This window comes from Enterococcus sp. 7E2_DIV0204 (assembly GCF_002140855.1).
Taxonomy (GTDB): domain Bacteria; phylum Bacillota; class Bacilli; order Lactobacillales; family Enterococcaceae; genus Enterococcus_L; species Enterococcus_L lemimoniae.
This window is the reverse complement of the sequence record NZ_NGKY01000001.1, coordinates 2,078,624-2,103,511: the sequence shown is the minus strand read 5'-3', so window position 1 is coordinate 2,103,511 and position 24,888 is coordinate 2,078,624. Positions and strand designations below refer to the sequence as shown.

At 34.8% G+C, this 24,888-nt stretch carries 25 protein-coding genes; 5 read left to right on the top strand and 20 right to left on the bottom strand.

Going from position 1 to position 24,888, the window contains the following annotated elements; all coding sequences use genetic code 11:
* The 11 genes from A5819_RS09815 to A5819_RS09765 form a co-directional block, all read right to left on the bottom strand.
* A partial coding sequence (locus A5819_RS09815) for an EpsG family protein (protein WP_176271401.1) occupies positions 1-605 on the bottom strand: 605 nt, incomplete at its 3' end.
* Positions 606-665: 60 nt separating this feature from the next.
* Positions 666-1,598 carry a capsular polysaccharide synthesis protein gene (locus A5819_RS09810; protein WP_086353044.1) on the bottom strand — a complete coding sequence of 311 codons (933 nt, stop codon included), beginning with the start codon at positions 1,596-1,598 and terminating at the stop codon, positions 666-668.
* A gap of 18 nt (positions 1,599-1,616) precedes the next feature.
* The gene (locus A5819_RS09805; protein ID WP_086353043.1) at positions 1,617-2,579 is read right to left on the bottom strand and encodes a glycosyltransferase family 2 protein; all 963 of its coding nucleotides are present in this window, start codon (positions 2,577-2,579) and stop codon (positions 1,617-1,619) included.
* A complete protein-coding gene (locus A5819_RS09800) occupies positions 2,564-3,706 on the bottom strand; it encodes a glycosyltransferase family 1 protein (RefSeq protein WP_086278626.1) in 1,143 nt (380 codons plus the stop codon). Before A5819_RS09800 ends, A5819_RS09805 begins: the two co-directional genes overlap by 16 nt.
* Before the next feature lie 53 nt (positions 3,707-3,759).
* Positions 3,760-4,416, bottom strand: a complete 657-nt coding sequence (locus tag A5819_RS09795) for a sugar transferase (protein ID WP_254907306.1) — start codon at positions 4,414-4,416, stop codon at positions 3,760-3,762.
* Between the two features lie 192 nt (positions 4,417-4,608).
* On the bottom strand, positions 4,609-5,373 hold the full coding sequence (locus A5819_RS09790; RefSeq protein ID WP_086278624.1) for a tyrosine-protein phosphatase: 765 nt from the start codon (positions 5,371-5,373) through the stop codon (positions 4,609-4,611).
* Positions 5,374-5,399: 26 nt separating this feature from the next.
* Positions 5,400-6,101, bottom strand: coding sequence for a CpsD/CapB family tyrosine-protein kinase (locus A5819_RS09785; RefSeq protein WP_086278623.1), 702 nt, complete (start codon positions 6,099-6,101; stop codon positions 5,400-5,402).
* Positions 6,102-6,112: 11 nt separating this feature from the next.
* The gene (locus A5819_RS09780; RefSeq protein WP_086278622.1) at positions 6,113-6,949 is read right to left on the bottom strand and encodes a YveK family protein; all 837 of its coding nucleotides are present in this window, start codon (positions 6,947-6,949) and stop codon (positions 6,113-6,115) included.
* 122 nt (positions 6,950-7,071) lie between these two features.
* Positions 7,072-7,923, bottom strand: coding sequence for a hypothetical protein (locus A5819_RS09775; protein WP_086278621.1), 852 nt, complete (start codon positions 7,921-7,923; stop codon positions 7,072-7,074).
* An 80-nt stretch (positions 7,924-8,003) separates the two neighbouring features.
* Entirely contained in the window at positions 8,004-8,978 is a 975-nt protein-coding gene (gene dapF / locus A5819_RS09770; protein ID WP_086278620.1) for a diaminopimelate epimerase, read from the bottom strand.
* Positions 8,979-9,111: 133 nt separating this feature from the next.
* On the bottom strand, positions 9,112-9,720 hold the full coding sequence (locus A5819_RS09765) for a superoxide dismutase (protein WP_086278619.1): 609 nt from the start codon (positions 9,718-9,720) through the stop codon (positions 9,112-9,114).
* A 166-nt stretch (positions 9,721-9,886) separates the two neighbouring features.
* Here A5819_RS09765 and A5819_RS09760 point away from each other — a divergent pair, with 166 nt between their 5' ends.
* The 3 genes from A5819_RS09760 to A5819_RS09750 all read left to right on the top strand — a co-directional run bounded on the left by A5819_RS09760 (position 9,887) and on the right by A5819_RS09750 (position 12,996).
* Positions 9,887-10,699, top strand: coding sequence for a DUF1189 domain-containing protein (locus tag A5819_RS09760; protein ID WP_086278618.1), 813 nt, complete (start codon positions 9,887-9,889; stop codon positions 10,697-10,699).
* 146 nt (positions 10,700-10,845) lie between these two features.
* Positions 10,846-11,937: a flavodoxin-dependent (E)-4-hydroxy-3-methylbut-2-enyl-diphosphate synthase gene (ispG, locus tag A5819_RS09755; RefSeq protein ID WP_086278617.1), complete on the top strand. Its 1,092-nt coding sequence runs from the start codon at positions 10,846-10,848 to the stop codon at positions 11,935-11,937.
* A 96-nt stretch (positions 11,938-12,033) separates the two neighbouring features.
* On the top strand, positions 12,034-12,996 hold the full coding sequence (locus tag A5819_RS09750; protein WP_086278616.1) for a phosphoglycerate dehydrogenase: 963 nt from the start codon (positions 12,034-12,036) through the stop codon (positions 12,994-12,996).
* Between the two features lie 514 nt (positions 12,997-13,510).
* Here the strand turns inward: A5819_RS09750 and A5819_RS09745 are convergent.
* Entirely contained in the window at positions 13,511-14,449 is a 939-nt protein-coding gene (locus tag A5819_RS09745; protein ID WP_086278615.1) for a glycosyltransferase family 2 protein, read from the bottom strand.
* A gap of 394 nt (positions 14,450-14,843) precedes the next feature.
* Between A5819_RS09745 and A5819_RS09740 the strand changes: the two genes are divergently transcribed.
* The gene (locus tag A5819_RS09740) at positions 14,844-16,331 is read left to right on the top strand and encodes a helix-turn-helix domain-containing protein (RefSeq protein ID WP_086278614.1); all 1,488 of its coding nucleotides are present in this window, start codon (positions 14,844-14,846) and stop codon (positions 16,329-16,331) included.
* A 178-nt stretch (positions 16,332-16,509) separates the two neighbouring features.
* On the opposite strand, the gene A5819_RS09735 is transcribed toward A5819_RS09740, so the two are convergent.
* From A5819_RS09735 to nox, 8 genes are all read right to left on the bottom strand, one after another.
* On the bottom strand, positions 16,510-16,821 hold the full coding sequence (locus A5819_RS09735) for a HesB/YadR/YfhF family protein (RefSeq protein ID WP_086278613.1): 312 nt from the start codon (positions 16,819-16,821) through the stop codon (positions 16,510-16,512).
* A 153-nt stretch (positions 16,822-16,974) separates the two neighbouring features.
* On the bottom strand, positions 16,975-17,640 hold the full coding sequence (locus A5819_RS09730; RefSeq protein ID WP_069639070.1) for a TrkA family potassium uptake protein: 666 nt from the start codon (positions 17,638-17,640) through the stop codon (positions 16,975-16,977).
* Positions 17,641-17,809: 169 nt separating this feature from the next.
* On the bottom strand, positions 17,810-18,442 hold the full coding sequence (locus A5819_RS09725; RefSeq protein WP_069639069.1) for a response regulator transcription factor: 633 nt from the start codon (positions 18,440-18,442) through the stop codon (positions 17,810-17,812).
* Positions 18,417-19,520: a sensor histidine kinase gene (locus A5819_RS09720; RefSeq protein WP_086278612.1), complete on the bottom strand. Its 1,104-nt coding sequence runs from the start codon at positions 19,518-19,520 to the stop codon at positions 18,417-18,419. Before A5819_RS09720 ends, A5819_RS09725 begins: the two co-directional genes overlap by 26 nt.
* Positions 19,517-20,248, bottom strand: a complete 732-nt coding sequence (gene liaF, locus A5819_RS09715; protein WP_086278611.1) for a cell wall-active antibiotics response protein LiaF — start codon at positions 20,246-20,248, stop codon at positions 19,517-19,519. The genes A5819_RS09720 and liaF overlap by 4 nt, the downstream gene beginning before the upstream one ends.
* A gap of 200 nt (positions 20,249-20,448) precedes the next feature.
* A complete protein-coding gene (gene greA, locus A5819_RS09710; RefSeq protein WP_086278610.1) occupies positions 20,449-20,922 on the bottom strand; it encodes a transcription elongation factor GreA in 474 nt (157 codons plus the stop codon).
* 257 nt (positions 20,923-21,179) lie between these two features.
* Entirely contained in the window at positions 21,180-22,622 is a 1,443-nt protein-coding gene (gene mltG / locus A5819_RS09705) for an endolytic transglycosylase MltG (protein WP_086278609.1), read from the bottom strand.
* Between the two features lie 172 nt (positions 22,623-22,794).
* Entirely contained in the window at positions 22,795-24,132 is a 1,338-nt protein-coding gene (gene nox, locus A5819_RS09700) for a H2O-forming NADH oxidase (protein ID WP_086278608.1), read from the bottom strand.
* 251 nt (positions 24,133-24,383) lie between these two features.
* Here nox and A5819_RS09695 point away from each other — a divergent pair, with 251 nt between their 5' ends.
* The gene (locus A5819_RS09695) at positions 24,384-24,887 is read left to right on the top strand and encodes a cupin domain-containing protein (protein WP_086278607.1); all 504 of its coding nucleotides are present in this window, start codon (positions 24,384-24,386) and stop codon (positions 24,885-24,887) included.
* Position 24,888: the final 1 nt, after the last annotated feature.

Sequence of the window (24,888 nt, the reverse complement as noted above, 5' to 3'; positions counted from 1 at the left end):
ATTATATATAAGAGCAAAATTGCAAAACCAACTATTGCAGAATTATGAAAAAGTAAACTACAAAATAACATGGCTATTCCCAAACGTTTCTTTGAGGTAATAAACAAACTTATTCCCAAAAATACGAATGCCATAGCAACAGATTGCCTCATAATATTTAATGTATTTCCATAAAACAAAAACAGATATGTTAGAAAAGAAAGTGGTATGCTAACCCATTGTCTAAATCTTGTAATGCCTAAATAAAACAAACCATTTGTTAAAATACCTAGTATAAAATAGAAAATATGAATATTATTCGTAAACCTACTTACAAGATAATTCAATGCTTGATAACCATACTCAACGTCTAAATTATAAAAAGATCGAGTTAAATCTAAATAATCAACAAATCGATAACTAAAAAGTGCTAGTTCGAAATACTTATTTCCATAAACCCTTATATCTGTTCCTATCGTAAAATCACGAGTACCATTTAAAATTGACACAGTAACTATTAGTAATATGACCAATAATCCATAAAAATACTTGTTCCCTCTATTTCTAGCAAACTCTGAGCAAAAAGAAAGCATTGTGGCAACTATAAAAAAAACAATATAAATCAATATATCACCTACTTTTAATCCTACAAATGTTGAAAAAATTTCGACATATGTATGTTATTTTTAATTATCCCCAATCAACTGACCATAAAACGTTTTGTCCGTCTTATCTATAGTCTTTTCATTAATCTTATAAGAAAGTTTAAACAAATCTGTATCTTTTTTCATTTCCAAAAACTTTTTTTCTGAATATTCTTGGCCTAAATATGGCGCTAATTCAAATAAGTTTGGATTAGATAATCCCCTATTCTCAACAAAAAATCTGAGTCCACCAATATTTTCTAAATAAGCGATTTCTAATCCGTAATCAATTAAAAAATAGTCGATTAATTTTTCTTCATTCTCCCAATAGGTCAAAAAGAAGTCATACATAAAATGGAATAAAGCATCATTTGAAGGTCCCCCTATTAAAAAGCCCGTCCATTTACCTTCTGAAACATTAAAAAATTCTTTATCTTGATATGGCCCACTCGTATAAAAACTAGAGAAATATTCTCTATTTAAAGGTGAGACTGTTAATAATGTTGCATCCATCCATAGCCCACCATAACTTCTCAACAAATTAAATCGCACAATATCACTAAAATGAGTATATGTTATTGTTCCGTCTTCTAGTTTCTGCATAATTATGTCTGACATTGTGATGTATTGACCTAAATTTTCTTCCGATAAAATAATAACTTCACAATCAAGAGTATTTTGTCTAATACTTTTAATACAAGACTGTACTATTGCAGGCGCCATTCTTTCACCTTGCAACCATAAAACCCAGATATACTTATTATTACTATACCTATCATATTCTACCGTTGAAATATTTTTATATTTATCAATTGTATTTGAATACTTATTTCTTAGATACGCTAAATTTCTTTCATGACGACGTTTATTGAATTTTCTAGAAAAAAAAGGATTCACATTCATTTTTCTTAATGTTTTTGAAATAATAAATGTACTTTTAGATAACCTATAAATTAAGTTGCTTTTTGAGTTCATATAATCTTCCTCCGATTATTATTTGGTCACTTTAAAGGCCACTCTAAATATTTTTTTACCTAATATGCTTACCGATGCACCAATTCTAGCTTTAGCATTCTTTGACTTATTTAATATTACTTTTTTCCGATATTTTTTAATTAAATTCCAAAGAATTTCATTTTCTTTTATATATCTCTCCTTGTTCATAGGGATTTGTAACCAAACATTTGAATAAGCTGCAAATAATCTATTTGCTACTGCTATTTCTAAATCAGGATATTTTCTGTGGATATAGGTAGATAGCTCTTCTCCAATTTCAACAATATCCATTTTGTTTAGACTAAAAGATCTATTGATTATACTATTTTGACGCTGTACGTAAAAATAACCAACAACATCAATGTAACTCACTCTCTTACTTTTCTCAATTAATCTATACATTATTGCCATATCTTCATAATATTTACCTATAGGAAATTTTACTTCAGCAAAATATTCTTTGGGAAACATCTTCCCCCAAACCTCTGTATCTGGATTTTGATAAAGAATTGTCTCCATAGTTTCTTTTTCTGTCAATATATCTATCTTTAGGGAAGAAGGTATTTTTTTCCCTATAATTATTCCATCCTCATCAACTAATTGTCTTTTAATCATGGAGATATCAGAGCCAACTTGAATACCTTGGTAAAGGTCATATATGTATGTATTGGTTACATAATCATCACCATCTACAAAAGTAATATATTCCCCATTGGCATTTTCTAGCCCCATGTTTCTAGCGGAACCCATGCCACCGTTGTTCTGTTCATACACGGCTATTCGTCTATCCTTTAATGACCATTGTTTCAATTTATTATTAGATGCATCTGAGGATCCATCATCAATTAAAACTATTTCTATATTCTCATATGTTTGATTAACTAAAGAATCCACACATTTATCAATATATTTTTCAAGATTATAGACTGGAACAATAATTGATACTAATTTTTCTGCCATTTTTTCTCCTTATTTTTTAAAAGGGCGACATAGTAATTCAAAAGTTTAGAAGCTTCAATATAAATATTATAGCCATTATTATTAGCTTCGCTTATATTCCTCATTCTCTCTTCAACTGGTAATGTCAAAAGACATTCTAGCCACTGCTCCTTGTGTTTCTTTAAATCAATCTGATAAAATCTATTACTTATTTTCGCATCTATAGGAACTTTGGTTGAAGTAATTACTGGTAAACCAGAAATTTGAGCTTCTACTGCCACCATCCCCAATCCCTCATAATTCGATGGGAATAAAAAAATATCCATGATTTGATAATAATTATGAATATTATCAGTATTTGAGAGAAAAGTTACTTTGTCTTTAATACCATATGCTAGAACTTTTTTTTCTAGTTCTAATTTTAAAGGACCTTCTCCAATCAAAATAAGTTTAGCATTTTCTTTTTTCTTTAATACTTCATTAAATAATTCCACAATAAATGCTTGATTCTTCTGCCAAACAAATCGACCAATGTTACCAATGACAAAATCATCTTTAGCAAAACCCAGCTCATGCCTAAGAGTACTTCTAACTACCGGATTATAAACAAATTTTTCAAGGTCAATTGCATTTTTTATTATCTCTAATCGAGTATTTGCAACTTTTTCCCCAAAGAGCCATCTTCCAGCATACAAAGTAGGAGCAGCATAATGTGTAGGATAAATAGTTGAAAAAAATCTCAAGATATATTTCATAATATTTTTTTTGGTTTCTCCTGGAGCGGCCGTACTATGATTGTGGGCAATTCTGATTGGAACTCCACATTTTTTTGCTACCCTTAGTGGGAAGATACTTAAGGAATTTAAATGAGAATGAACGATTTGATAGTCTTCTTTATTAAACAATGTTTCTAAGTCTTTATTGTAGCTTCGTATTGATTGATACGGAGAAACTTCAAAGATTCTGCCGCCTAGCTGAATAATTTCCTCTTTAGGAACAATAGTAGAATCACTATCAATTATAAAATCAAATTGAATTTTAGAATGATCAATTTGGCGGTAATAATTCATTACAACGGCTTCAATTCCTCCACCTATCATTTTTCCCATAATCATAGCAATCCTAATTTCCTTTTTTTTATTGTCCATTATTATTTGAACTCCTATATTATTTTTAACAAGACTTATTAATTTATTTTTTATTAGTAAGCTCCATTATCACCTGAACCAACTAAACATATTATTTTAATAGTCTGAAAAATAATCTTCAAATCTTTGCCCATAGATTGGTTCTCAATATATTCCAAATCAAACTCCACCATCTCATCAAAGTGAACATCATTACGCCCTCTAATTTGCCATAGTCCGGTACACCCCGGCTTTACACTCAAACGTAATAAATCTCGTTGACTATATTCATCAACTTCTCTTTGCAAAGGCGGTCGTGGTCCAACTAAAGTCATTTCTCCCTTTAACACATTTAAAAGTTGTGGAAGTTCATCAATACTGGTTTTTCTAATTTTATTCCCTATTTTGGTTACTCTAGGATCTTTTTTCATTTTAAACATGGCGCCTTTAATTTCATTATGTTCAAGTAACTCACTCAACTGCTCTTCGGCATCTGTGCACATCGAACGAAATTTATACATAGTAAACAAGGCTCCGTTTTTTCCAACTCTTTTTTGAGAGAAAACGATAGGTCCTTTAGGTTCTTCTTTTTTTATTAGAATTGCAACGATAAGAAATACTGGACTCAATAAAATCAGCCCTAATAAACTACCTAGAATATCTAATCCTCTTTTCGACACACAAAAAAATACAGATTGTTGTCCAAATTTTTCACCTAAACTTGAATCAATAAGTTTAGCATCTGATTTTATTCCCTCTTTTTGTCTTGTATTCACAACAGAACTTGCAAACTTTCCATCCAAATTTAACACTCCTTTTAAAACAAATTAAACAACACCAACAACTAAGTTATGCATTTTTATACAACAACCACTATGTATTATATGCATACCAACAACTATACTATGTTAATTTTTCTGTTTCTAAAACAAACCAAATTTTTTACTTTTAATCGCCGTAAATTCCGGTCTTTGAACATCATCTCCATTCAAAATATCTTTTGCCATCTGCTGCATCAATTGAACATGTTCCCTTCCCATGTCTTTTTCGATTGCTTTAAAGGCTTTTTCCATAAAAAAACCGCGCTTTTCAATATTATGGGCATCAGAAGCCATCATATAGACCATGTTATGAGCGACCATTTGTTTCGCTGTACGCTCAATCTGTTTGCCAAAAACACCAACATAACTAGGCGCTGTCAATTGTGTCAACACACCCATCTCTAAAAACGGCAACAATCTATTTGGCTCTTCAATAAATCGACAATTCCGTTCTGGATGGACAATTACTGGTATATGGCCTGCTTCCAACAATTTAAAAAATAATGGCTCTGTATAAGCAGGAATATCATGACTAGGAAACTCAATTAAAATGTAACGATTCGCAAGATCCGCAAATAAAATATCAGCCATTTGAATTTGCTCTACTATATCGCCACTGATCCGTACCTCTTGACCTTCATACAAGGTAAGAGGTATCTTTCGTTGATCTAATTCTTCCTGCAATCCAGCCACTTGAGTAATTACCTGACTAGCAGGATTATCATATTTCCCATTATTATGATGAGGTGTACACAAAATATGTGTAATTCCTTGTTTAACAGCCATCCTTGCCATATCAAGTGAATCGTCCATTGTTTTAGCTCCATCATCAATTCCCGGCAATATGTGGCAATGCAGATCAATCATTAGCTTTTTTCCTCTCTCATCAATTATTATGAACCATAATAGTAGCCTTGATCTTCTATATTTTTTGAGCCATTGTATACTACACCAAGAATATTTGCATCCACTAATTCCAATAGACTTTTGGCTTTTAATAATGAATCTCTCTTTGAGACATTTTCACGAACTACCAAAATCGTCCCATCTGTTTTGGATGCTACAATCTGTGCATCTGTAACAGCTACAACTGGTGGCATATCAAAAATTACCAAATCATATTGCAGTTTCAATTCTTGAATAAGCTCTTTCATTCTTCTCGAATCTAATAATTCTGAAGGATTGGGTGGTTTTGGTCCACTCGTCAATAAAAATAAATTATCTACTCCAGAATTCTGGATAACTTGATGCAAGACGGTTTCTCGGCTACCTAATAAGGTACTTAGCCCACGCGCATTATCTAGTGAGAATGTTTTCGCTACTGTAGGTTTACGCATATCTGCATCTACTAATAAGACTCGTTTACCTGAATTGGCAAACACAATAGCCAAATTAGCAGAGGTTGTTGATTTCCCTTCACTTGGACCAGACGAAGTAATTACTAAGGTTTTCAAATCTCTATCCACCATAGCATATTGGATATTCGTACGAATCGTTCGATACTGTTCTGAAATTGGTGATGATTTATCAGCTAAAGTAATTAAACTCACTGCCTTTGTTTTCTGTTTTTTTTGAGCTCTCACTATATTTGCCATTCCATACTCCTTTAAACTCTAGGACGACTTCTACGGATTGGTGGTGTAGAAGCATCTGGTTTGCTATTTGTTTTTTCTGTAGTTCTAGGTATTTCTCTATTTATGGTTCTAGACTCACTAGCAAATTTTTCGACTGTTGATGGAGTACGAGTTAATTTTGCGTTCAATTCCTTAGCAGTCATATTAGGGACAACACCTAAGATAATGAATCCGAGATCTTCTTCTACAAAGCGATCATCTTTGATTGTTTTATCAAATAGTTCTAAAATAAAGGCTAATGCTACGCCAAACATAATTCCAATAGCAAGCCCAATTAGTAAGTTTATTTTATTATTTGGTGAAACTTGATTCATGTTTGCTGTGGCTACAGATATGATTGTAATCTTATCAACGTTTAACATATCTTTTGCCTGCTCTTGGAAAACCAAAGCCGTTTGATTCGCGATATTTTGGGCTACAAGCGGATCCGTTACTTTAGACACAATTGAAAACATCTGTGAATTTTGCGATTGATTCACTGAGACGCTGGCTTTTAAAGCTTCAACAGACAAATCATTGTCTTGCTCCGTTTTCATTCGCTGCTGTACTTCAGTCATTACGGTGTCACTTTTGATCAAATCTTTATATGTGTTGATCATTTGCAAGTTTCCATTAATATCATTGACGTTGGTTGTTTCATTTTGTGGTAATCGGACGATTAATTGCGCCTGAGAGCTATATTTAGGTGTAATCACAAAATAGGTTAATATTCCAGCAACGCCTAACCCTAAGAACATACTAACAATAATCAAACCAATATGTTTTTTTAATACTCCGATTAATTCTTGTAAACTGATTGTCTCTTCCATTTCTTCCTCCAATTAACTCCATATAAATAATTATAAATTCTAAATGAACCAACTACAAGGTCATATGTCAAGAACCGCTATCAATTATTTGCAGAATTCTCCAAATAATTGATAATTACATTTTAACCATTGTTATATTCTTCACTTGGTAGAACTTCCTCTTGACCAGTCGTCGCTATCACACCAAGCGCTTGTTTTTCCAGAAGACCATCAATCACATCGATTTGATCAGATAGCTCTTGCTTCAAGGTTTCATTTTTAATTAGCTCCAGCTGACTAATAGCGAGAAGGAAATTTTCCATCGTCGCACTACTTGTCAATACACCATCCTGGCTCATTGCAGTGATCGATTGTTTTAATTCAGTATATTGCTTTACCTGAGCTTCCATCTCATTTAGACAAGCAACCATTGCTTTATCCCAACCACTTTCACTTTTAGTTATCTCATTGTGAATCTGTAAAATAACTGCATTCGATGCCGTTTCTTTAATCACAATGTCATCAGGACTACTTACTGACCAATCAACAGGGGCTTCCACCATGTGCTCGCCTATTTTTTTTTGTATGGCTCTTTTATGTTCAATGTCTGTCATTTTAGTTGATAGTTCTTTTTCACCTTGAAGCACTTCCATAAACTCATTGGAAAAATCCTTTTCTTTCAACCCAAAGTCTACAGCTTCTGTTTTCAAAGTGCGGATATCTTTTTCAATATTTTTGACTGTCTCCTCATCAATTGATTCCATTAAAAATTCTTCTTGGTCATTTTGATACAATTGCTGGATCTGCTTATCTATCCGTTTGACCTTCGCAGTTTCGTTTTTTATTGTTGACTTTGCATAGTCTACTTTTCGTTGATATTCTTGCTCCATATTAGACCTTATACCTAAAAAACAGATGCTAACAGAACCAATGATCACACTTATGTAAATAATCTTTTTTGCTCTATCTCTACCAAACCCTTCAAATTTTAACACTACTACACTCCTTTTAAGCATACCTAAATAACGAACTTTTTATATTTCGGACATACCAACCCTCTATATTTGTCGATTATTTATTTTATAGATTTTAAAAATACTTCGTAATCTGCTTGTTCAGTTGTTTCTTTTACGTTCACCTTTTCAAAGTGAGCTGTTGTGAGATCAGATAATGTACCCGATAATTGATGTGTGATCGTTGCATTTCCAATCAATTCCATCCAATAACCATCTGAATTTTCTTCATGTACCACCGTTTTTACCATACCACCGGTATTTTTAACAGTTATAGTCTCTCCAAACTCTCCTTCATACAGTAATACATACATTAAGCTGCTTGCACACATGGCGGTTCCACAAGCACTAGTAAAACCAACACCACGTTCAAAAGTCCGAACAAAAATACTATTTTCTCCTAAAACCTCTACAAAACTTACGTTGATGCCGTCAGAAAAAATCGGGTTATCGCCATTTACATAAGTTGCTATTCGTTCAAATTCATCTCCCATAAGCGTTTGATGATCTACAAATGCGATTAAATGAGGATTAGGTACTGCTACCACGGAAAATTTTAGATCACTGGATAATTCTGAAATCACTTCATTGATGATCGTATTATTTTTAGTTCTCATGGGAATCGCTTCAGCTTCAAAACGAACAGGTGAAATTTCGACTTGATAGGTTGCTATTTTTTCAGCCAGATTTGGTGCTCTGCGCACTTTAAGATCTGCAAACATTGTTTCCACAGTAAAAGCTTCTTGATCATACTTCTCAGCTAAATACCTAGCTACCGTTCGTAGACCGTTACCACACATGCTTGCTTCACTTCCGTCACTATTGATCACACGCATCTTAGCTAGTGACTCACTACCGATTACATCTTCCACAAGTAACAAGCCATCCGCTCCATTAAGCAAGCCCGTTTGTCGATCACATAGACTCAGCCGCAATTCATTGATTTCTTGATCAGTAAAGGGACGTTCTAATTGCGTCTCGTCTATTAAAAAGAAATCATTTTCAGATCCATGAACTTTTTGCATCGATATATTCATACTAAAACTCCTTCACTTTCTTCTATCATAATTTTTATTATTCCTAACTATTAGTATGCCACAAACAAAAAGAGGAAAACAGTGTATTTTACTGTTTTCCTCAAAAAGTTTCTAAAAGTTATAATTTTTAACCTTATTTTGCTGCTGCGTAACGTTTGTTAACTTCATCCCAATTAACAAGATTCCAGAATGCATCGATATAATCTGGACGTACGTTTTTGTAATTTAGATAGTAAGCATGTTCCCAAACATCTAAACCTAAAACAGGTGTTTTACCATCCATTAAAGGTGAATCTTGGTTTGGAGTTGAAGTAACTTCTAATTTACCGTTAGTTAAAACTAACCATGCCCAACCTGAACCGAAGCGGCCAGTTGCAGCTGTTTTAAATTCTTCTTTTAATTTATCGAAACTGCCAAAAGCGGCATCGATTGCATCTTTAATTTCCCCAGTTGGTGCGCCACCAGCGTTTGGCGCCATAATTTCCCAGAAGAATGAATGATTAGCATGTCCGCCGCCGTTATTACGCACTGCTGTACGAATATCTTCAGGGATACTATCCATATCTGCGATCAACTCTTCTACTGATTTAGTTCCTAGTTCAGGGTGTTTGTCGATTGCTGCATTTAAGTTCGTCACATAAGTGTTGTGGTGTTTGTCATGGTGTAAATGCATTGTTTCTACATCAATATGAGGTTCCAATGCATCATAAGCATAAGGTAGATCTGGTAAAGTGTAAGTCATAAAAAAATCCCTCCATAATTAAGTATATATTTTCATACATTTATAGCATAACAGATTTTATGGCAACCTTCAAAGTAATTGCTTACAATAATCGAGTAAACTTGTTTTTCATCGGTATCTCCTTTAAAATGACGTGTATACTTAATTTGGAGTCAGGAGAAAAATTATGAACTCATTTACTCTATTTAAACGCTCATTATTTCAGATAACAGATCTCAATCAAGCAAAAAAAATGCCTTTTTGGAAAGTGATTTTATATGTTGTTTTCCTAAGTATCATTCTTGCTCTGCCAATAACAAAACAAATTTTCTCTATTATGCAAGACATAAAAAATGATGGACAAAAAATCGCTGCAAAACTACCTGAATTCGAAATTACAAACGGCAAGTTGTACGCAGCAAGTAATGCTGAAGGTTTCATTTATCAAACAAATTCAATCATTTTTACTTTTGATCCAGATGGAAAGCGTACGCTTAGTGACGTTACAGCTGATTCGGTTGGCAATGCAGTGAGTTTAGGGTTTTTACAAGATGAATTTGTCATCGCTTTACCAAACTCAGGTGCTGCTGATTCATTATTAGGTGCTAATCAATTTGAAGTTCCTTACGCTAAAGGAGCATTAGATGGTTTAAATAGTCAAGATTTAAAACAGGGTTTGGATGAAGCTAGTGTCCCTTTTTGGATAAAGCTAATCGTTTTTGTTTTCACTTTATATCCAACTTTCATCAACCTGATCATTAATTTACTTATGATCACTATTGGAGCAAATCTTTATAGCAAGATTCGCCTGTACAAGTTACGCTTTATAGATTGCTTGAAGATCACGACTTATAGTGCAACATTACCTGTAATAATTAGTAGTGTTCTTCATTTTATCAACCAATCCTTTGATGACAGTTTTTTAATCGTTTTCGCTTCTTTATTGATTTTCTTTTTTGCTCTTCGAAACGAAGAGCGACAAACACCTCCTTTAGCTTAGCGCTCAAGCAGATGTATTTAACGTAAAATTAAACATTTCTTACATTTTCACGCTTGGAATTATATGATAAGATAAATCATGAATGATGCTCAAGTTCAAAGTACGACCCCAAATAAATAAAACAGTCATTAAGGAGAGAAGTAATTATGGGAGAATTGACCCATCGTAAAAATACACGTCAAGTGAAGCTTGGCGATTTAACTATTGGTGGCAGTGATGAACTGTTTATTCAAAGCATGTGTACGACCAAAACACATGACGTTGAAGGAACTGTCGCTCAAATCAAACGCTTGGAAGAAGCGGGCTGTCAGATCGTTCGTGTAGCCGTTCCAGATGAAGCTGCCGCTGATGCGTTAGGTGCAATCAAACAACAGATTTCGATTCCTTTGGTTGCTGATATTCATTTTGACTATCGTTTAGCATTAAAAGCAATTGAACAAGGTGTTGATAAAATCCGGATCAACCCAGGAAACATCGGACGCAAGGATCGTGTAGAAAAAGTTGTTACAGCATGTAAAGCCAAAGGTATCCCTATTAGAATCGGTGTCAATGCCGGCTCATTAGAAAAGAAATTTTTGCAACAATATGGCTATCCGACGGCGGAAGCTATGGTTGCCAGTGCTGTGGAACATATTAAAATACTTGAAGATCTAGAATTTTATGATATTATCGTCTCACTAAAAGCTAGTGATGTTAATTTAGCGATTGACGCCTACACTTTAGCTTCACAAACATTTGATTACCCACTGCACTTAGGGATCACTGAAGCAGGAACAAAGTTCTCTGGTGGAATGAAATCTGCTGCTGGACTTGGCGCACTGCTTTCTCGTGGTATCGGAAACACTTGTCGTGTATCCTTGTCTGCTGACCCTGTAGAAGAAATAAAAGTGGCAAAAGAGGTGCTAAAAGCTTTCGGTTTAGCCAGTAATGCAGCAACCTTAATTTCTTGCCCAACGTGTGGACGAATTGAGATCGATTTAATTCCAATTGCAAATGAGATTGAAGAGTATATCGAAAAAATCAAAGCACCTATCAAAGTGGCCGTTCTAGGCTGTGCTGTTAACGGACCCGGTGAGGCTCGCGAAGCGGATATTGGTATTGCTGGTGGAAATGGAAAAGGCATGCTTTTCAAAAAAGGGAAGATCATTAGAACCGTTCCTGAAGAAATCATGGTAGATGAATTAAAAAAAGAAGTTGATATCCTAGCAGCTGCATATGCTCGGGGAGAAAAAATATAATTAGTCATCACATAAAAAAGATTGAAACGGTTATAGTTCAATCTTTTTTTGTTTGAAGTAATTTTTGTTACAATGGATTAGCGAGGAGGAATCAACATGGGACAACCAATAATCTATCTTTATGAACAACTAAAAGAAGAACACGTGGAAACAATCAGGCAGAATGCTTCTGATTACACCATTATTGATGCCAAAAGAGAATCAACAAAACTGGTTGAAGATGATATTGAAATCATGCTAGGCTGGGATAAAGAACTGGGCTCTCGGCTGTTAGCATCAGAGACGAGTCGTTTAAAATGGGTACAATCAATTTCAGCTGGTGTAGACACTTATGATCTAAATCGTTTTGCCGAAAAAAATATTTTATTATCTAATGCTAGCGGTATCCACAGCGTTTCTATTTCAGAACACGTTTTAGGTGTGTTACTTGCTGAGTTTCGTGGTATCCGTACCAGCATCGGTAATCAATCTAAAAAAAGTTGGACAAGGCAAAACATTTCTTATAAACAACTCTCTACACAAAAAATGCTCATCGTCGGAACTGGACATATTGGCCAACAACTTGCGGCTTTTGCACAAGGTCTGGGGATACAAACTTATGGAATCAATACTTCAGGTCATGTAACAGATGGCTTTATCGAGTGTTACTCCCATAAAAATATGAGCCGAATCATTAACGAGATGGACATCGTTGTGAATATCCTACCTTTAACTGACGAAACTTATCAATTATATAATGAGCAGATGTTTCATGCAATGAAGCGTGGAACAGTCTTTGTCAATGTTGGGCGTGGCCCTTCCGTTAATACAAACGACTTGATCCATGCATTAGTTACGGAACAGCTTAGTTTTGCCGCGCTAGATGTTTTTGAAGAGGAACCGTTACCTGAAAACAGCCCATTATGGACTATGGAAAACGTATTGATTACTCCTCACATTTCAGGTTTAACACCTGATTTTAAAGCTAAATTATTAAGCATTTTTGTTCAAAACCTTAAGCACTATCTAAAAGATGGTACTTTAGCCAAAAATGCCATAACATTAAATCAAGGATACTGAACTTAAAATAAAAGATGGGTGTGGGACAAAAGTAGAAAAACACTTTTGTTACACACCCTAAATGCGAATAAACGGTGAGAGCAAACGGTCCTCCATGCTTCGAGGATCGGAGTGAAACGAGAACCGTAGATGCAGGAGCAACCCCTACACTACACTTCGTTTCGATCTCATTAACTTCTACGCATGAAACATGCTAGAGTTAAAGGCCTCCGCTTCGATCACATCAAACTCTAAGTGCTAAAGCACTAAGATTTGAAGGCTTCGGAAATAAGCTGAAATTGCTGTAAAACACAACGAGGAACGAGTTGATGTTGCACAGTACCTACCTGGTCACAAAAATTTAAAGAACACCGAGTAGGTACCAATCATCATCAGTTCGTAAACTCACTGTGATTCTTGGCAATTTCCGTGAATTCCTTCCTATTGCTGTAAAACACAGCGAGGTACGAGCTGATGTTGCACAGTACCTACTTGGTTCTCAGGGTTAAACACTCCTGTCCCAACCTCATCTTATTTATTGTTGTTGATCTTTTTCCGTTTCCTTTACAAGATAAATCGGACGTTTTTTCGTTTCCAAGAAAATTTTGCCAATATATTTCCCAATAATCCCTAGGCAAAGTAACTGTAATCCACCAACAAACAAAATAATACAAACCATTGACGGCCATCCACTGGTTGGGTCCCCTTTGATAATTGTTCTAAAGAAAATAATAAACATCGCAATGACTGACCCCATACACGAAAAAGCACCTACGTAAGAGGCTAAATTTAACGGCGCCTCTGAAAAATTGACAATCCCATCAATCGAATAACTTAGCAAGCTCCAAAAAGACCACGAGGTTGCTCCAGCTACCCGTTCACGATTCTCATAAGAAAGATATTCCGTATTAAAACCAACCCAACTAAAAATTCCTTTTGAAAACCGATTATACTCAGTCAATTCTAAAATTGCATCTACCATTTGACGCGTCATTAGACGAAAATCTCTAGCCCCGTCAACCATCTCTGTTTCGCCAATCTTATTGACTAATCGATAAAACAGCTTAGCAAAAAAGCTACGAATCGCAGGCTCCCCTTCTCGGTCACCCCGTCTTGTACCAATGCAGTCTAATTCCTTATTTGCCTCTAGCATCTGGATCATTTGGGGTAATAATTCTGGAGGATCTTGCAAGTCAACATCCATAACCGTGACTAGGCTACCCTTGGCTTCCTTTAACCCTGCATACAACCCCGCCTCTTTCCCAAAATTTCTGGAAAAAGAAAGATAACGAACTTTTTCAGGATGCTCTTTGTATAATTTTCTCAATGTATTTAATGTTTGGTCTTTCGACCCATCGTTAATAAATATGTATTCTATCTCATGTTGAATTTGTGAATTTACTTTTTCCACTTCAGCAAAAAATAATGGAATTGACTCCTCTTCGTTATAACAAGGAACGATAATCGATAGCATGAATTTTCCTCCAAAAAATATTCTTTGTTGATTATAACATACATCTATGACAGATTAATAAAAAAAATGCGCATAAATCGATTCATTCTAATTAACCATCTCTCTTAAAAAAACAGCAGGAAAACAAATTTTACGAGTATAAATAACATATATTTTTTTAATTATACGAAATAAAAATAAACACAAACCCTATAATATAAAGCACACGAAGATTGATATTAAATATTAATGTAACTTTAAATAATTATTAAATTTTTGTTTTTTTTTAATTTCTAATTGTAATTAACAGTTTAAATGGGTATTATATAGAGAGTAAATAATTTTTCACCCAAAATATATCTTTTTTTGTGAATTATATAACTTTTAATAATTTATTACTCAAAGGAGACTACATATGCTAGAAGACATTTTGTTAGATGATGTTGCGCAGCGCAAGATCAGTGTTTTTAATCAATTATTAGTTACTGCAGATGGTACATACAGTGTTCATTATTTTGAACAATTCACAGATTTTTCCTACGCTCGTTTAAATTCTTTATTTGCTGAAATCCATAATGATCTTATGGAAAAGCAAGGGATGGAGTTACTAACCGATCAAGGAAAAGTACATATTGATCTATCAAAATTACGAGATATTCCGTATTCACAGTTTTTATTTCGTAAAAGTTTACCTTACCGATTTTTACTTGCAACTATTTTAGAAAAAAGTTATACAATCGAACACTTTTGTAGAGATCACTTCATTAGTCGTGCTTCTATTATTCGTAGGCTTCAACCATTGATCAATTATTTGAAAGATTTTGACATACAATTAAATTGCTCAAAGCTTCAGATGACTGGAAAAGAAAACTTGATTCGAATTGTTTATTTGAATTTCTTTTGGATCGCATCTTATGGAGAAGATCTCTTTTTAGCACTTGATGAAACCAAAAGAGGCTTTGATTTATTCGACCCTGAAGATCATCGATGGATGACCTACACAGAACCTCGAGAATGGTACTTACTAACGACCATTTCTCAATTACGAATTCAAAAAAAGCATTTCATTATTGAACCTCCATTTAAACAACTAGTCTTCCCAAAAACAAGTAAATCCTTTATAAAAAAACTAGAGAATTTAAACGTTCCTCAACATTTTATCGAACGAGAAACGACATTTCTTTCATTTATGATGTTTTATTGGAATATTTATTTTTATGCGGATGATCCTAGAATCAGCTATGTAAAAGAGTATATGAGTAGTGAACAGCAACCTTTAGGTAGTTTGATCGAACGCTTTGAAGTTTTTTATCAACCTTTATTTTCAGAGAGAAAACTTTCTACTCATGAAAAAGAATTGTTGAATATCAATATTTTTACAACGTGTCTCAATCATTCTGTCTTAAAAGACTCACTACCGCTGTCTATCAACTTTATGGAAACATACATCAAAGAGCAGAATCCTTTGTATACTCCTCTTGCAAAAAAAGTTAGAGGGTTTTTAAAAGAAATTATTTTGCTTCCAGAGTTTGCCTGGATAAGCAATTGTATAGAAGATTTAGTCTATATTTGTTCATTTTTATTATTACCTTATTATGAACGGAGCAATCCGAAATATCAGTTGACTGTCGGGATCATTCTGTCACCCAATGCTATTTTTCTACAATCTCTTTATGTTTTTTTAGAACAGATTTCATTTATTTCTGTCTCATTTGTTTCTTCGACTTCAAATGAAAAATACGATTTTTATATAGCAGCGTCGAAGCTTTTATTACCTGATAAAATAAAACAAAATGGTAACTTCCAAATCATCCCATTGTCTCCCGCATTAGATTATCAAGTCGGACTTATTGACACTTTGCATCAAAAATATACAGAAAAAACAACTACTTTAGCTGGTTGAGAAGAAGAAGCCATTACACTTCGTTTCGATTTCCTTAATTTCTACGCATGAAACATGTCAGGGTAAAGGCTTCAGAAATAAGCCAGCACTCACAAAAGTTGGAAGAACATTTTTTGTGAATGCTGGCTTATTTATCGGAACTAAATGCTTCTATCCTAACCTTTTTACTCTAGATGATCTATTGTTTTAAATCCTCTTTATTTTCAGCAAATTTATATTTGGGTTCGTCTTTCTCTTCATCATAATCCACTAATAAATCATAGCCTTTAAAAAACCAATCATCTGTCTCTTCAATAAAGTAAGTGATCCCATCGATCTCTTCCTTAACTAACGGCTGATCTGGTGCTTCTACCGACATCGCTATCGAAAAACCTTCATGAACATCTGTTTTACCGTAAATTTTACCATAAAAGCGAATACCACTATCTGAAGTAACGCCTACTTCTTCTTTAAACCATTGTTGTGCACGCGGTGTAATCGTTAATTTCATTGTTACTTTCCTCCTAACATAAAAGCATAGCAGGTTCATCTAGTCTCTAAAAAAAGATAAAATCATCGTTTATTTTTCAGTTGCGACTGTCCTGCATACCACACTTGTCATTTTAGCATAGAGTCTCCTATTCAGAGAATAAAGTGCTTGAGCTTACTCATTCATTTTTTCATCCAATAGGTCGACATCATCTGTTTCACCAACAACTAATAAATTATCATTTTCTCTGACCATCTCTTCTGCTGCTGGAGAGGCAATTACTTCAGATTTTGAACGTCTAATCGCTACGACCGTCAAACCAAACCGCTGACGAAAATTCAAATCTCCCAAGGTTTTGCCATAAAATTTTGGATTTGAGACACGAACTTCTGCTAATGATACTTCATTTGATAATTCGATATAATCTAAAATATTTCTGGAAACTAATTTATGCGCAACTCTAATCCCCATATCCCGTTCAGGATGGACTACTAGATCAGCCCCTATTTTTTCTAATACTCTTGCATGGTATTCATTAACAGCTTTCGCTAAAACATTTGGTACACCCATTTCTTTGACCATCAACGTTACCAAAATACTGGCTTGGATGTCCTCACCAATCGCTACAACAACATGATCAAAATTACGAATTCCTAAAGATCGCAAAGTTGCTTCATCTTGTGCATTCGCCACGACTGCATGCGTTGCGATATTCATATATTCATTGACTCGATCTTCATTACTATCAATAGCCAAAACTTCTTGACCTGACTCGATCAACGTTTGACAAATACTGCCACCAAATCTTCCTAGACCAATAATCGCAAAATTTTGCTTCATCTTTACTTCTCCTAGCATTGAATTAAATTTAAGTTAAGTATAACAAACCGATAAACAATTGAACAGAAACAGACTAGTTTTCTATTGAAGTAATGAACCACATGTTCATATAAAAAAAGGTGAACAAGACAAACGTGTACAGTTTATCTCATCCACAAGGTTCATTTTTCTATTTTGCTAATCCATGCTGAAACGCATAAATAGCCGCCTGTGTGCGGTCTTCAACATCTAGTTTTGCTAAAATATTTGACACATGTGTCTTAACTGTTTTTAACGTAATAAACAATTCATCTGCGATTTCTTGATTACTACGCCCTTTAGCAATCAACATCAATATCTCATGTTCACGATTCGTCAAATCTTCATGTAAAACAGGTTCTTGTTTTTTCGTCAACCGTTCCATCATTTTTGTTGTGACTTCGGGTTCTAAAACACGTTCTCCTCTAGCAATAGCTCGAATGGCATTCGCAATCTCATGTGCGGTTGAAGTCTTCAATAAGTAGCCCGCTGCTCCAGCTTCAATTGCCGGATAAACTTTTTCATCGTCAATAAAGCTTGTCACAATTATAATACGAGCTTGTGGCCAGTCTTTTAAAATCGCTTTGGTCGACTCTATTCCATCCATGACATCCATGACGAGATCCATTAAAATCACATCTGGTCGAAGTTCTAACGCTTTTTCATAACCAATTTGACCATTTTCAGCTTCCCCAACTACTTCAATATCTTCTTGAATCGATAAATAAGAGGATACGCCTAATCGTACCATTTCATGGTCATCCACTAACATTACTTTGATCACTTGTTATGTCCTCCTTTATTACAGGTACTTTGATTTCAACACTTGTTCCTTGTCCTTTAAAACTAATGATCTTAATGATACCGCCCATACCAGCTACTCGCTCACGAATATTTTTCAAGCCGTAACTTCCGGCTTTATTATCTTGTTCATTCATATCAAAACCAACACCATCATCAACTAAACGTAGTAGAACATTTTTGTCGACTTGATGAAGGTAGACTTCGAGTTCCTTCGCTTTAGCGTGGCGAAGCGTGTTGGACAACAGCTCTTGAACGATTCTAAATAAGTGATCTTCAATGCTATTATTCAAATGAACATCTTCAACATCCCAAGTTAGTTCGATTTTAATTTTTGTTTGCAATTCTTTCAATAATTGCTCGATCCCTTTACGCAAGCTTTTGCCTTCTAAGCTTACTGGACGTAAATGAAGCAATAATGCGCGCATCTCAGATTGCGAAGCATTGATAATATCTGTAACGGTGACTAATTGCTTGCGGAATAGCTCAGGTGTTTCACTACGCTGCGCTTGCTCATTTAAGGCAGACAACATCATCATCGCAGCAAATAGTTGCTGACTAACAGAATCATGTAGCTCCCTTGCCAAACGATGTCGTTCTGCTTCTAAAATTTCTTCCTTGGTCTCTCCATCCATTATTTGAGGACGGCTATTCAATAATTGCAGTTCCTTGGACATCTCTAATAATTTCGTTCTGATTTTCAAAATATCTTGGTCGACTTCACCAATATACTGATCATTACTAGCATGCGCTACACTTTTGGCAATTGCCGGACTTTCATAGCTACCTCTTGCCAACAATCTAAGTTTTTCTTCAATTCTACCATATTGTGCCTTTTGTACAATAGATACGAGTAAAAAGGTCGATAATCCAACCAAAAGTGAAATCAAAATCATGTGGAAAATCAAAGGAATGTAAAATACTTTCCTTTGAATTAATTCCAATATCCAGTTTTTCTGTTTGATCGAATGAAAATAAGAAAATAGTGTCAGTAAAACCACGATAAACGTACTGCAAGCAGCATACAAAGAGAGCATCTGTCGAGAAATTTTACCCATCATACGCGAATCACCTCAAGGTCTCCGACTAACGTATTTGTAATGATTTTCAGGCGACGGTTATTCGTATCAAAATCATTGCTATAAACCTTTAATGACTCATTTTTCAAATGATATTTTTCTTCTTCAAAATTAACATTTCCATAGAACGTTGAATGTTCTAACATCACTGCAACTCCTAGTGGAACTAAAATCCTTGTACGACCGAAGCCTTTGCGAATAATAATGATGCTGTCATCTTTAGGGAGTAATGTGTTGCCTAAATCAACAATCGTATCGCCAGAAAGGACATCAATATTGATATCATCCCATTCATACACGTTACTGCCAATACGTTCATTCGCGAACCACGAACGTTTGAAACGACGACCGCTTTTAGGTTCAACATTAGTCGTTTCTACCATGATCATTTGCTTCTTTCTCCATGGTGCACGTTGTGTAATGTCAACACCCGCGATTTCTACCCCCTTTAAGCCAATAAATAAAACACCAAAGACTAGCATCAACCAAAATGCAGGACTATTCATGACTCCAATTAAAATCAAGATAATCCCCAATACAAGTTGAAAATTATTAAAATTACTACGATGAACCTTTTTTAGTGCATAAACAGCACTCAAGATACCCAATACTAACAGTACTGCCAGACCTGGGTTATGTATAATTTGCCATAATGCCAATATAAAAAGTAATGATTCTACTACGATAAAAAAACGCCATGGGTTCTTCATATGATAATCCCCCTTCCTATGAAATCAGTATACCTTGATTCCCCTATTAATGTTAGTTGCTAAAGCCCCATTTTACTATAGGACTTTAGCCCTAATTTTTAATAAAATAAACGGTATATCCCGCTATTTATTAAGGTTTAAAGGGCAAGTCAAAACTAATGGTAGCTTTGTCCTGCCCTTTGTTTTTATCAACTGCTTTGTTAGCCAACTTTTGTAATTCTTACTTGCATATCTCCACCAGGAGTTGCGATTGCAACTTGGTCATTCAAGCGTTTGCCAATCAACGCTTGGGCAATCGGTGAGTCATTTGAAATTTTACCAGAAAAAGGATCTGCTTCCGCACTCCCAACAATCGTATATTCTTCTTCATCTCCATCAGGTAATTCAATAAATGTGACTGTTTTACCGATTGAAACTTCGTCTGAATCAACGCCGCCATTATCAATGATCTGCGCAAAGCGAATCATATTTTCTAATGTTGTGATACGTCCTTCTACAAAAGCTTGTTCATCTTTAGCCGACTCATACTCAGAGTTTTCAGATAGATCACCAAAGCTTCTTGCAATTTTTATACGTTCAACGATTTCTTTTCGTTTAACTGTTTTTAGTTCTTCTAATTCTTGTTCTAATTTTTCTTTTCCTTCAAGTGTCATAGGAAATACTTTTTCTACCATGTTAATTTCTCCTTCTTAACTTACTACAATATTTTATTTCATTTTCATTGAAAAATTCCGCTTTCAATCCAGAAAAGAGTACCACGCTTTAAGCAAATTGTAAATAATATTCCCTTAGTTTTTATAAATCTACTAGAATTTTTTTACAGTCTGTCCTTTGCCTGTATTTTAGTATTCCATCCTGGGTTTCCATAGTAAAGCGAAACGAGCCGCCTAATTTATAGGTTGGCTCGTAATATAATACGCAAAACTAAAGGCTATTCACTTTTTTCTGTTTTATTAACATATTTATCTACAAATTCTTGATGTTGTTCATATGTTTCTGCAAAATATACATCACCTGTTGAAATGTCCGCTACAAAGTATAGATAATCATTGGCAATTGGATTTAAAACAGCATTGATTGCTTGCTCGCTAGGACTGTTAAATGGTCCAGGACCATATCCAGTATTTTTATAGAGATTGTAAGGTGAGTCTACTTCTAAATCTTTATATGTCACTAATTCTTTGTGCTCGCCTAGTGCGTATAAAATAGAGATATCTGATTGCAACGGCATATTTGCTGCAATTCGGTTAAAGAAAACTTGAGCAATTTTTTTGCGGTCTTCTTCTTTCACGCCTTCTTTTTCGACTAAGGAAGCTAATGTTAAAACTTGCTGGATCGTCATCCCTTTAGCATGGATCATCGGGATGTAAGGTTCGATCACGCTACTTGTTTTTGCAATCATTTGATCAACAAAATCTTCTAATTTTGCTTCTTTATAGTAATCATAAGTCGCTGGGAATAAGTAGCCTTCCAAACGGTAACGAACGCCGCTCGCTTCAGCTGCACTTGTTAATAGTTCAGGATACTTTTCCTTCATCTTATCAAAGAAAGCTTGATCCTGCATCAGTTCTATGAATTGAGTTTTCTTGAAATCGGTGTTTTTCTCAATTGCATCGCCGATCTTATCAATATCAAAACCTTCAGGAATCGTAACTTTTCCATCAGCAAGCTGTGTAGGTTCAGCAGTTCCACCTTCTCTTAAAAGTGCCCCAATCTCATCCAACGTCATATCCGGTGCCATTTGGTAATAACCTGCTTGAAAATCAGTTAAGTTTTTAAATTTTGCATAGTAGTTGAATACTAGACCACTTTTAATTACTTTACTGTCTTCTAAAATATTTGCGATTTTTTTATTAGACGAATCTTCTGGAATATGCACTTGAACCAGTTTGGAATTTTTTTTGTCAAGCGGCTGTAAGCCTGCATTAACATATTTATAAAAAGTAAAACCAAAAATCGCAATGACTAATATTAAAACTGAAGCCACTATCAATACGATTCGACTAACGATTCGATCTTCTCTTTTTCTAGTTCGTTTGTTGCCATTATCATTCTCATTGTTTTGAGTACTGTTACTTGATTCTGGTTGTCCGCCTGCCTCTGTCGGTTCCACTCGTTTAGAATGATGATCAGCACTGCGCGAGCCTACTGAATGCATCTCCTCATCTAGTTTTACTGATTCTTCTTGATCATTAGCTTGAGAACGATATGTTCTATTATATTCTGCTTCATTATGCTGTGATAAGTTCTGAGCATTGTGTTCAGAAGAAGCTGAATCATCATTGCCTATTTCTTCTCCTCGCAAAGAACGCAAGACCTGATCTTTGAATGAAGAATTGGAATGATCTTGATTATTTTGGTTATCTTCTGCCAAAACAAATCCTCCTTACTTTCTCTATGTATCTTCTTTAACTTTAACTATTATACATGAAAGCTTTTTAAATTTAAACTTTTTTAGAGAAAAGACACTAACTTGTAAGATTTGTTTTATATTTAATTGAATAAAAAGAGCTGAGATCTTACGTCTCAGCCCATGTTTTCCCTGATTACTCAGCGCTAAGTGCCGCCATTGTAATATAGTTATATGGTTGGTTAAAATGTGGTAAGAAGAAAATATCTAGTAATTTAAGTTTATCGATCGTTACTTTTTCTTCAATTGCAAGTGAGAACATATGGATCCCCATCGAAATATCTTCATATGAAGCCATTTGTGCCCCAACAATGCGACGTGATTCTTCTTCATAAACGATTCTGATTTTTACTTTGTTATTTTCTTTCATGAATCCTGGTTTTTGTAAGTCTTCAAATTCAGTATATTTTGTTTTCAAGCCTAATTTTTTGGATTCTTGCACTGTTAAACCAGTAGAAACCATATGATAGCCAAAAATTGAAATTCCATTTGAGCCTTGGACACCAATCGATTCTAGTGGTGTACCACCAACATTATGCGCTGCAACGATCCCTGAACGAACAGCATTCGTTGCTAAAGCAATATACGTTGTTTCTTGTACTGCATTTGAAAAAATCGTTGAACAATCACCGACTGCGTATACACTAGGATCACTTGTTTGCTGATGAAGATCGACTAGATATGCTCCATTAGCAAATAATTCTAAATGATCTTTGCCTAAGCCATTATTAGGTCTAAAACCAATCGCATTGATGACTAGATCTACAGCATATTCGCCTTTATCTGTCACGATAGATTCAACTTTTTCTGTGCCTTTATATTCTTTTGCTAACTCATTATAGTGTAGCTCGATGCCATTATCAGCTAAAACATTGTCCATGTCATCAGTAAACCATTTGTCATAGTAATTCGGCAAACATCTTTCGGCTGCATCAAATAATAGAACATTCTTACCCCGACGTTTAGCGGCTTCTGCAATCTCAACACCAATGTAGCCCGCTCCGATGACGGCAACTGTTTTGACTTCTTCTTTTGCCATCGCAGCATCGACTGTTTGGCCGTCCTGAAAAAGTTTTAAGAACTCAACATTTTTCAAATCTCTGCCTGGAATAGTAGGATTGATTGGTGCTGAACCTGTCGCTAAGATCAATTTGTCATAGGTTTCGGTAAATTCTTCGCCATTATGTTTTTTACAATGAACGATTTTTTGATCAAAATCAATGCGTTCAACGGTTGTTTCCATGTAAATTTTAGCGCCTTTTGCTTCAAACGCTTCTTTATTCGTATAAAATAGATTTTCGTATGACTCAATTTGGCGACCTACCCATAGCGCTGTCCCGCATCCTAAGTAACTAAGGTTGGTATTTCGGTCGATCATCACAACTTCTTGATCTGGATACGTATCCAACAATGTGTTTGCTGCAGCGATTCCAGCATGATTTGCTCCTACAATGACTGTTTTTATTTTGCTCATAAGACTCTCCTTCATGTGATTTATTGAACTTAATTATACCTAAAGAAAAGGCTTTCTTTTATCAATTTATGAGGATTTCGTTAAAACATTTGAGAATAGCTCTTTTTTTGCATCAGATTACTAATTAAAAGCTAATAAACTCTATTCGTATAAACGGAACACTAAACGAAACAGTTGCGTTATAATAGAATTGACTAGCGTTCATTTTACTATCTTGAACAAAATAATGACATTTACTTGGAGGAATCGTTATGAAAAAAGATCAGACTTACTGGATTTCACAACTTAAGTTAGACCCCCATCCAGAGGGTGGTTATTTTAAACAAGTTTTACATTCGGAAGACTCACTGCAAGTCTCAGCCGATAAAACGCGTCCTTACTATACAAGTATCTATTTTTTATTGACACAAGAAAATCCTTCTCATTTCCATCGTTTACTTTCTGATGAAGTTTGGTATTATCATTCTGGTTCTGCATTGAGTGTTCATTTGCTCCATCCAGATGGCCAATATGAAATTATTCGTTTAGGGACTGATTTGGAAAACGGAGAAGTATTGCAGGCAGTTGTTCCTAAAAATGTGATCTTCGGCTCCAGTGTTGAGGAGCATAGTGAGTTTGCCCTAGTAAGCTGCATGGTTTCCCCTGGATTTGACTATCAAGACTTTGAATTGTTTACAAAAAAACAGTTATTGCCCCTTTATCCTGCTCACAAAAAAATTATCAATCAACTCGCTTATGACCAACTCCCTGAATAAA

Bases quoted from the DNA above. Each gene is read 5' to 3' on its own strand.
- A5819_RS09695 (WP_086278607.1), top strand. From the start codon at position 24,384: ATGAAAAAAGATCAGACTTACTGGATTTCACAACTTAAGTTAGACCCC.
- dapF (WP_086278620.1), bottom strand. From the start codon at position 8,978: ATGAATATATCGATGCAAAAAGTTCATGGATCTGAAAATGATTTCTTT.
- A5819_RS09810 (WP_086353044.1), bottom strand. From the start codon at position 1,598: ATGAACTCAAAAAGCAACTTAATTTATAGGTTATCTAAAAGTACATTT.
- A5819_RS09760 (WP_086278618.1), top strand. From the start codon at position 9,887: ATGAACTCATTTACTCTATTTAAACGCTCATTATTTCAGATAACAGAT.
- A5819_RS09805 (WP_086353043.1), bottom strand. From the start codon at position 2,579: ATGGCAGAAAAATTAGTATCAATTATTGTTCCAGTCTATAATCTTGAA.
- A5819_RS09720 (WP_086278612.1), bottom strand. From the start codon at position 19,520: ATGATGGGTAAAATTTCTCGACAGATGCTCTCTTTGTATGCTGCTTGC.
- nox (WP_086278608.1), bottom strand. From the start codon at position 24,132: ATGAGCAAAATAAAAACAGTCATTGTAGGAGCAAATCATGCTGGAATC.
- greA (WP_086278610.1), bottom strand. From the start codon at position 20,922: ATGGTAGAAAAAGTATTTCCTATGACACTTGAAGGAAAAGAAAAATTA.
- A5819_RS09785 (WP_086278623.1), bottom strand. From the start codon at position 6,101: ATGGCAAATATAGTGAGAGCTCAAAAAAAACAGAAAACAAAGGCAGTG.
- A5819_RS09790 (WP_086278624.1), bottom strand. From the start codon at position 5,373: ATGATTGATCTGCATTGCCACATATTGCCGGGAATTGATGATGGAGCT.
- A5819_RS09765 (WP_086278619.1), bottom strand. From the start codon at position 9,720: ATGACTTACACTTTACCAGATCTACCTTATGCTTATGATGCATTGGAA.
- A5819_RS09780 (WP_086278622.1), bottom strand. From the start codon at position 6,949: ATGGAAGAGACAATCAGTTTACAAGAATTAATCGGAGTATTAAAAAAA.
- A5819_RS09750 (WP_086278616.1), top strand. From the start codon at position 12,034: ATGGGACAACCAATAATCTATCTTTATGAACAACTAAAAGAAGAACAC.
- A5819_RS09735 (WP_086278613.1), bottom strand. From the start codon at position 16,821: ATGAAATTAACGATTACACCGCGTGCACAACAATGGTTTAAAGAAGAA.
- A5819_RS09745 (WP_086278615.1), bottom strand. From the start codon at position 14,449: ATGCTATCGATTATCGTTCCTTGTTATAACGAAGAGGAGTCAATTCCA.
- ispG (WP_086278617.1), top strand. From the start codon at position 10,846: ATGGGAGAATTGACCCATCGTAAAAATACACGTCAAGTGAAGCTTGGC.
- A5819_RS09740 (WP_086278614.1), top strand. From the start codon at position 14,844: ATGCTAGAAGACATTTTGTTAGATGATGTTGCGCAGCGCAAGATCAGT.
- A5819_RS09800 (WP_086278626.1), bottom strand. From the start codon at position 3,706: ATGGACAATAAAAAAAAGGAAATTAGGATTGCTATGATTATGGGAAAA.
- A5819_RS09730 (WP_069639070.1), bottom strand. From the start codon at position 17,640: ATGAAGCAAAATTTTGCGATTATTGGTCTAGGAAGATTTGGTGGCAGT.
- liaF (WP_086278611.1), bottom strand. From the start codon at position 20,248: ATGAAGAACCCATGGCGTTTTTTTATCGTAGTAGAATCATTACTTTTT.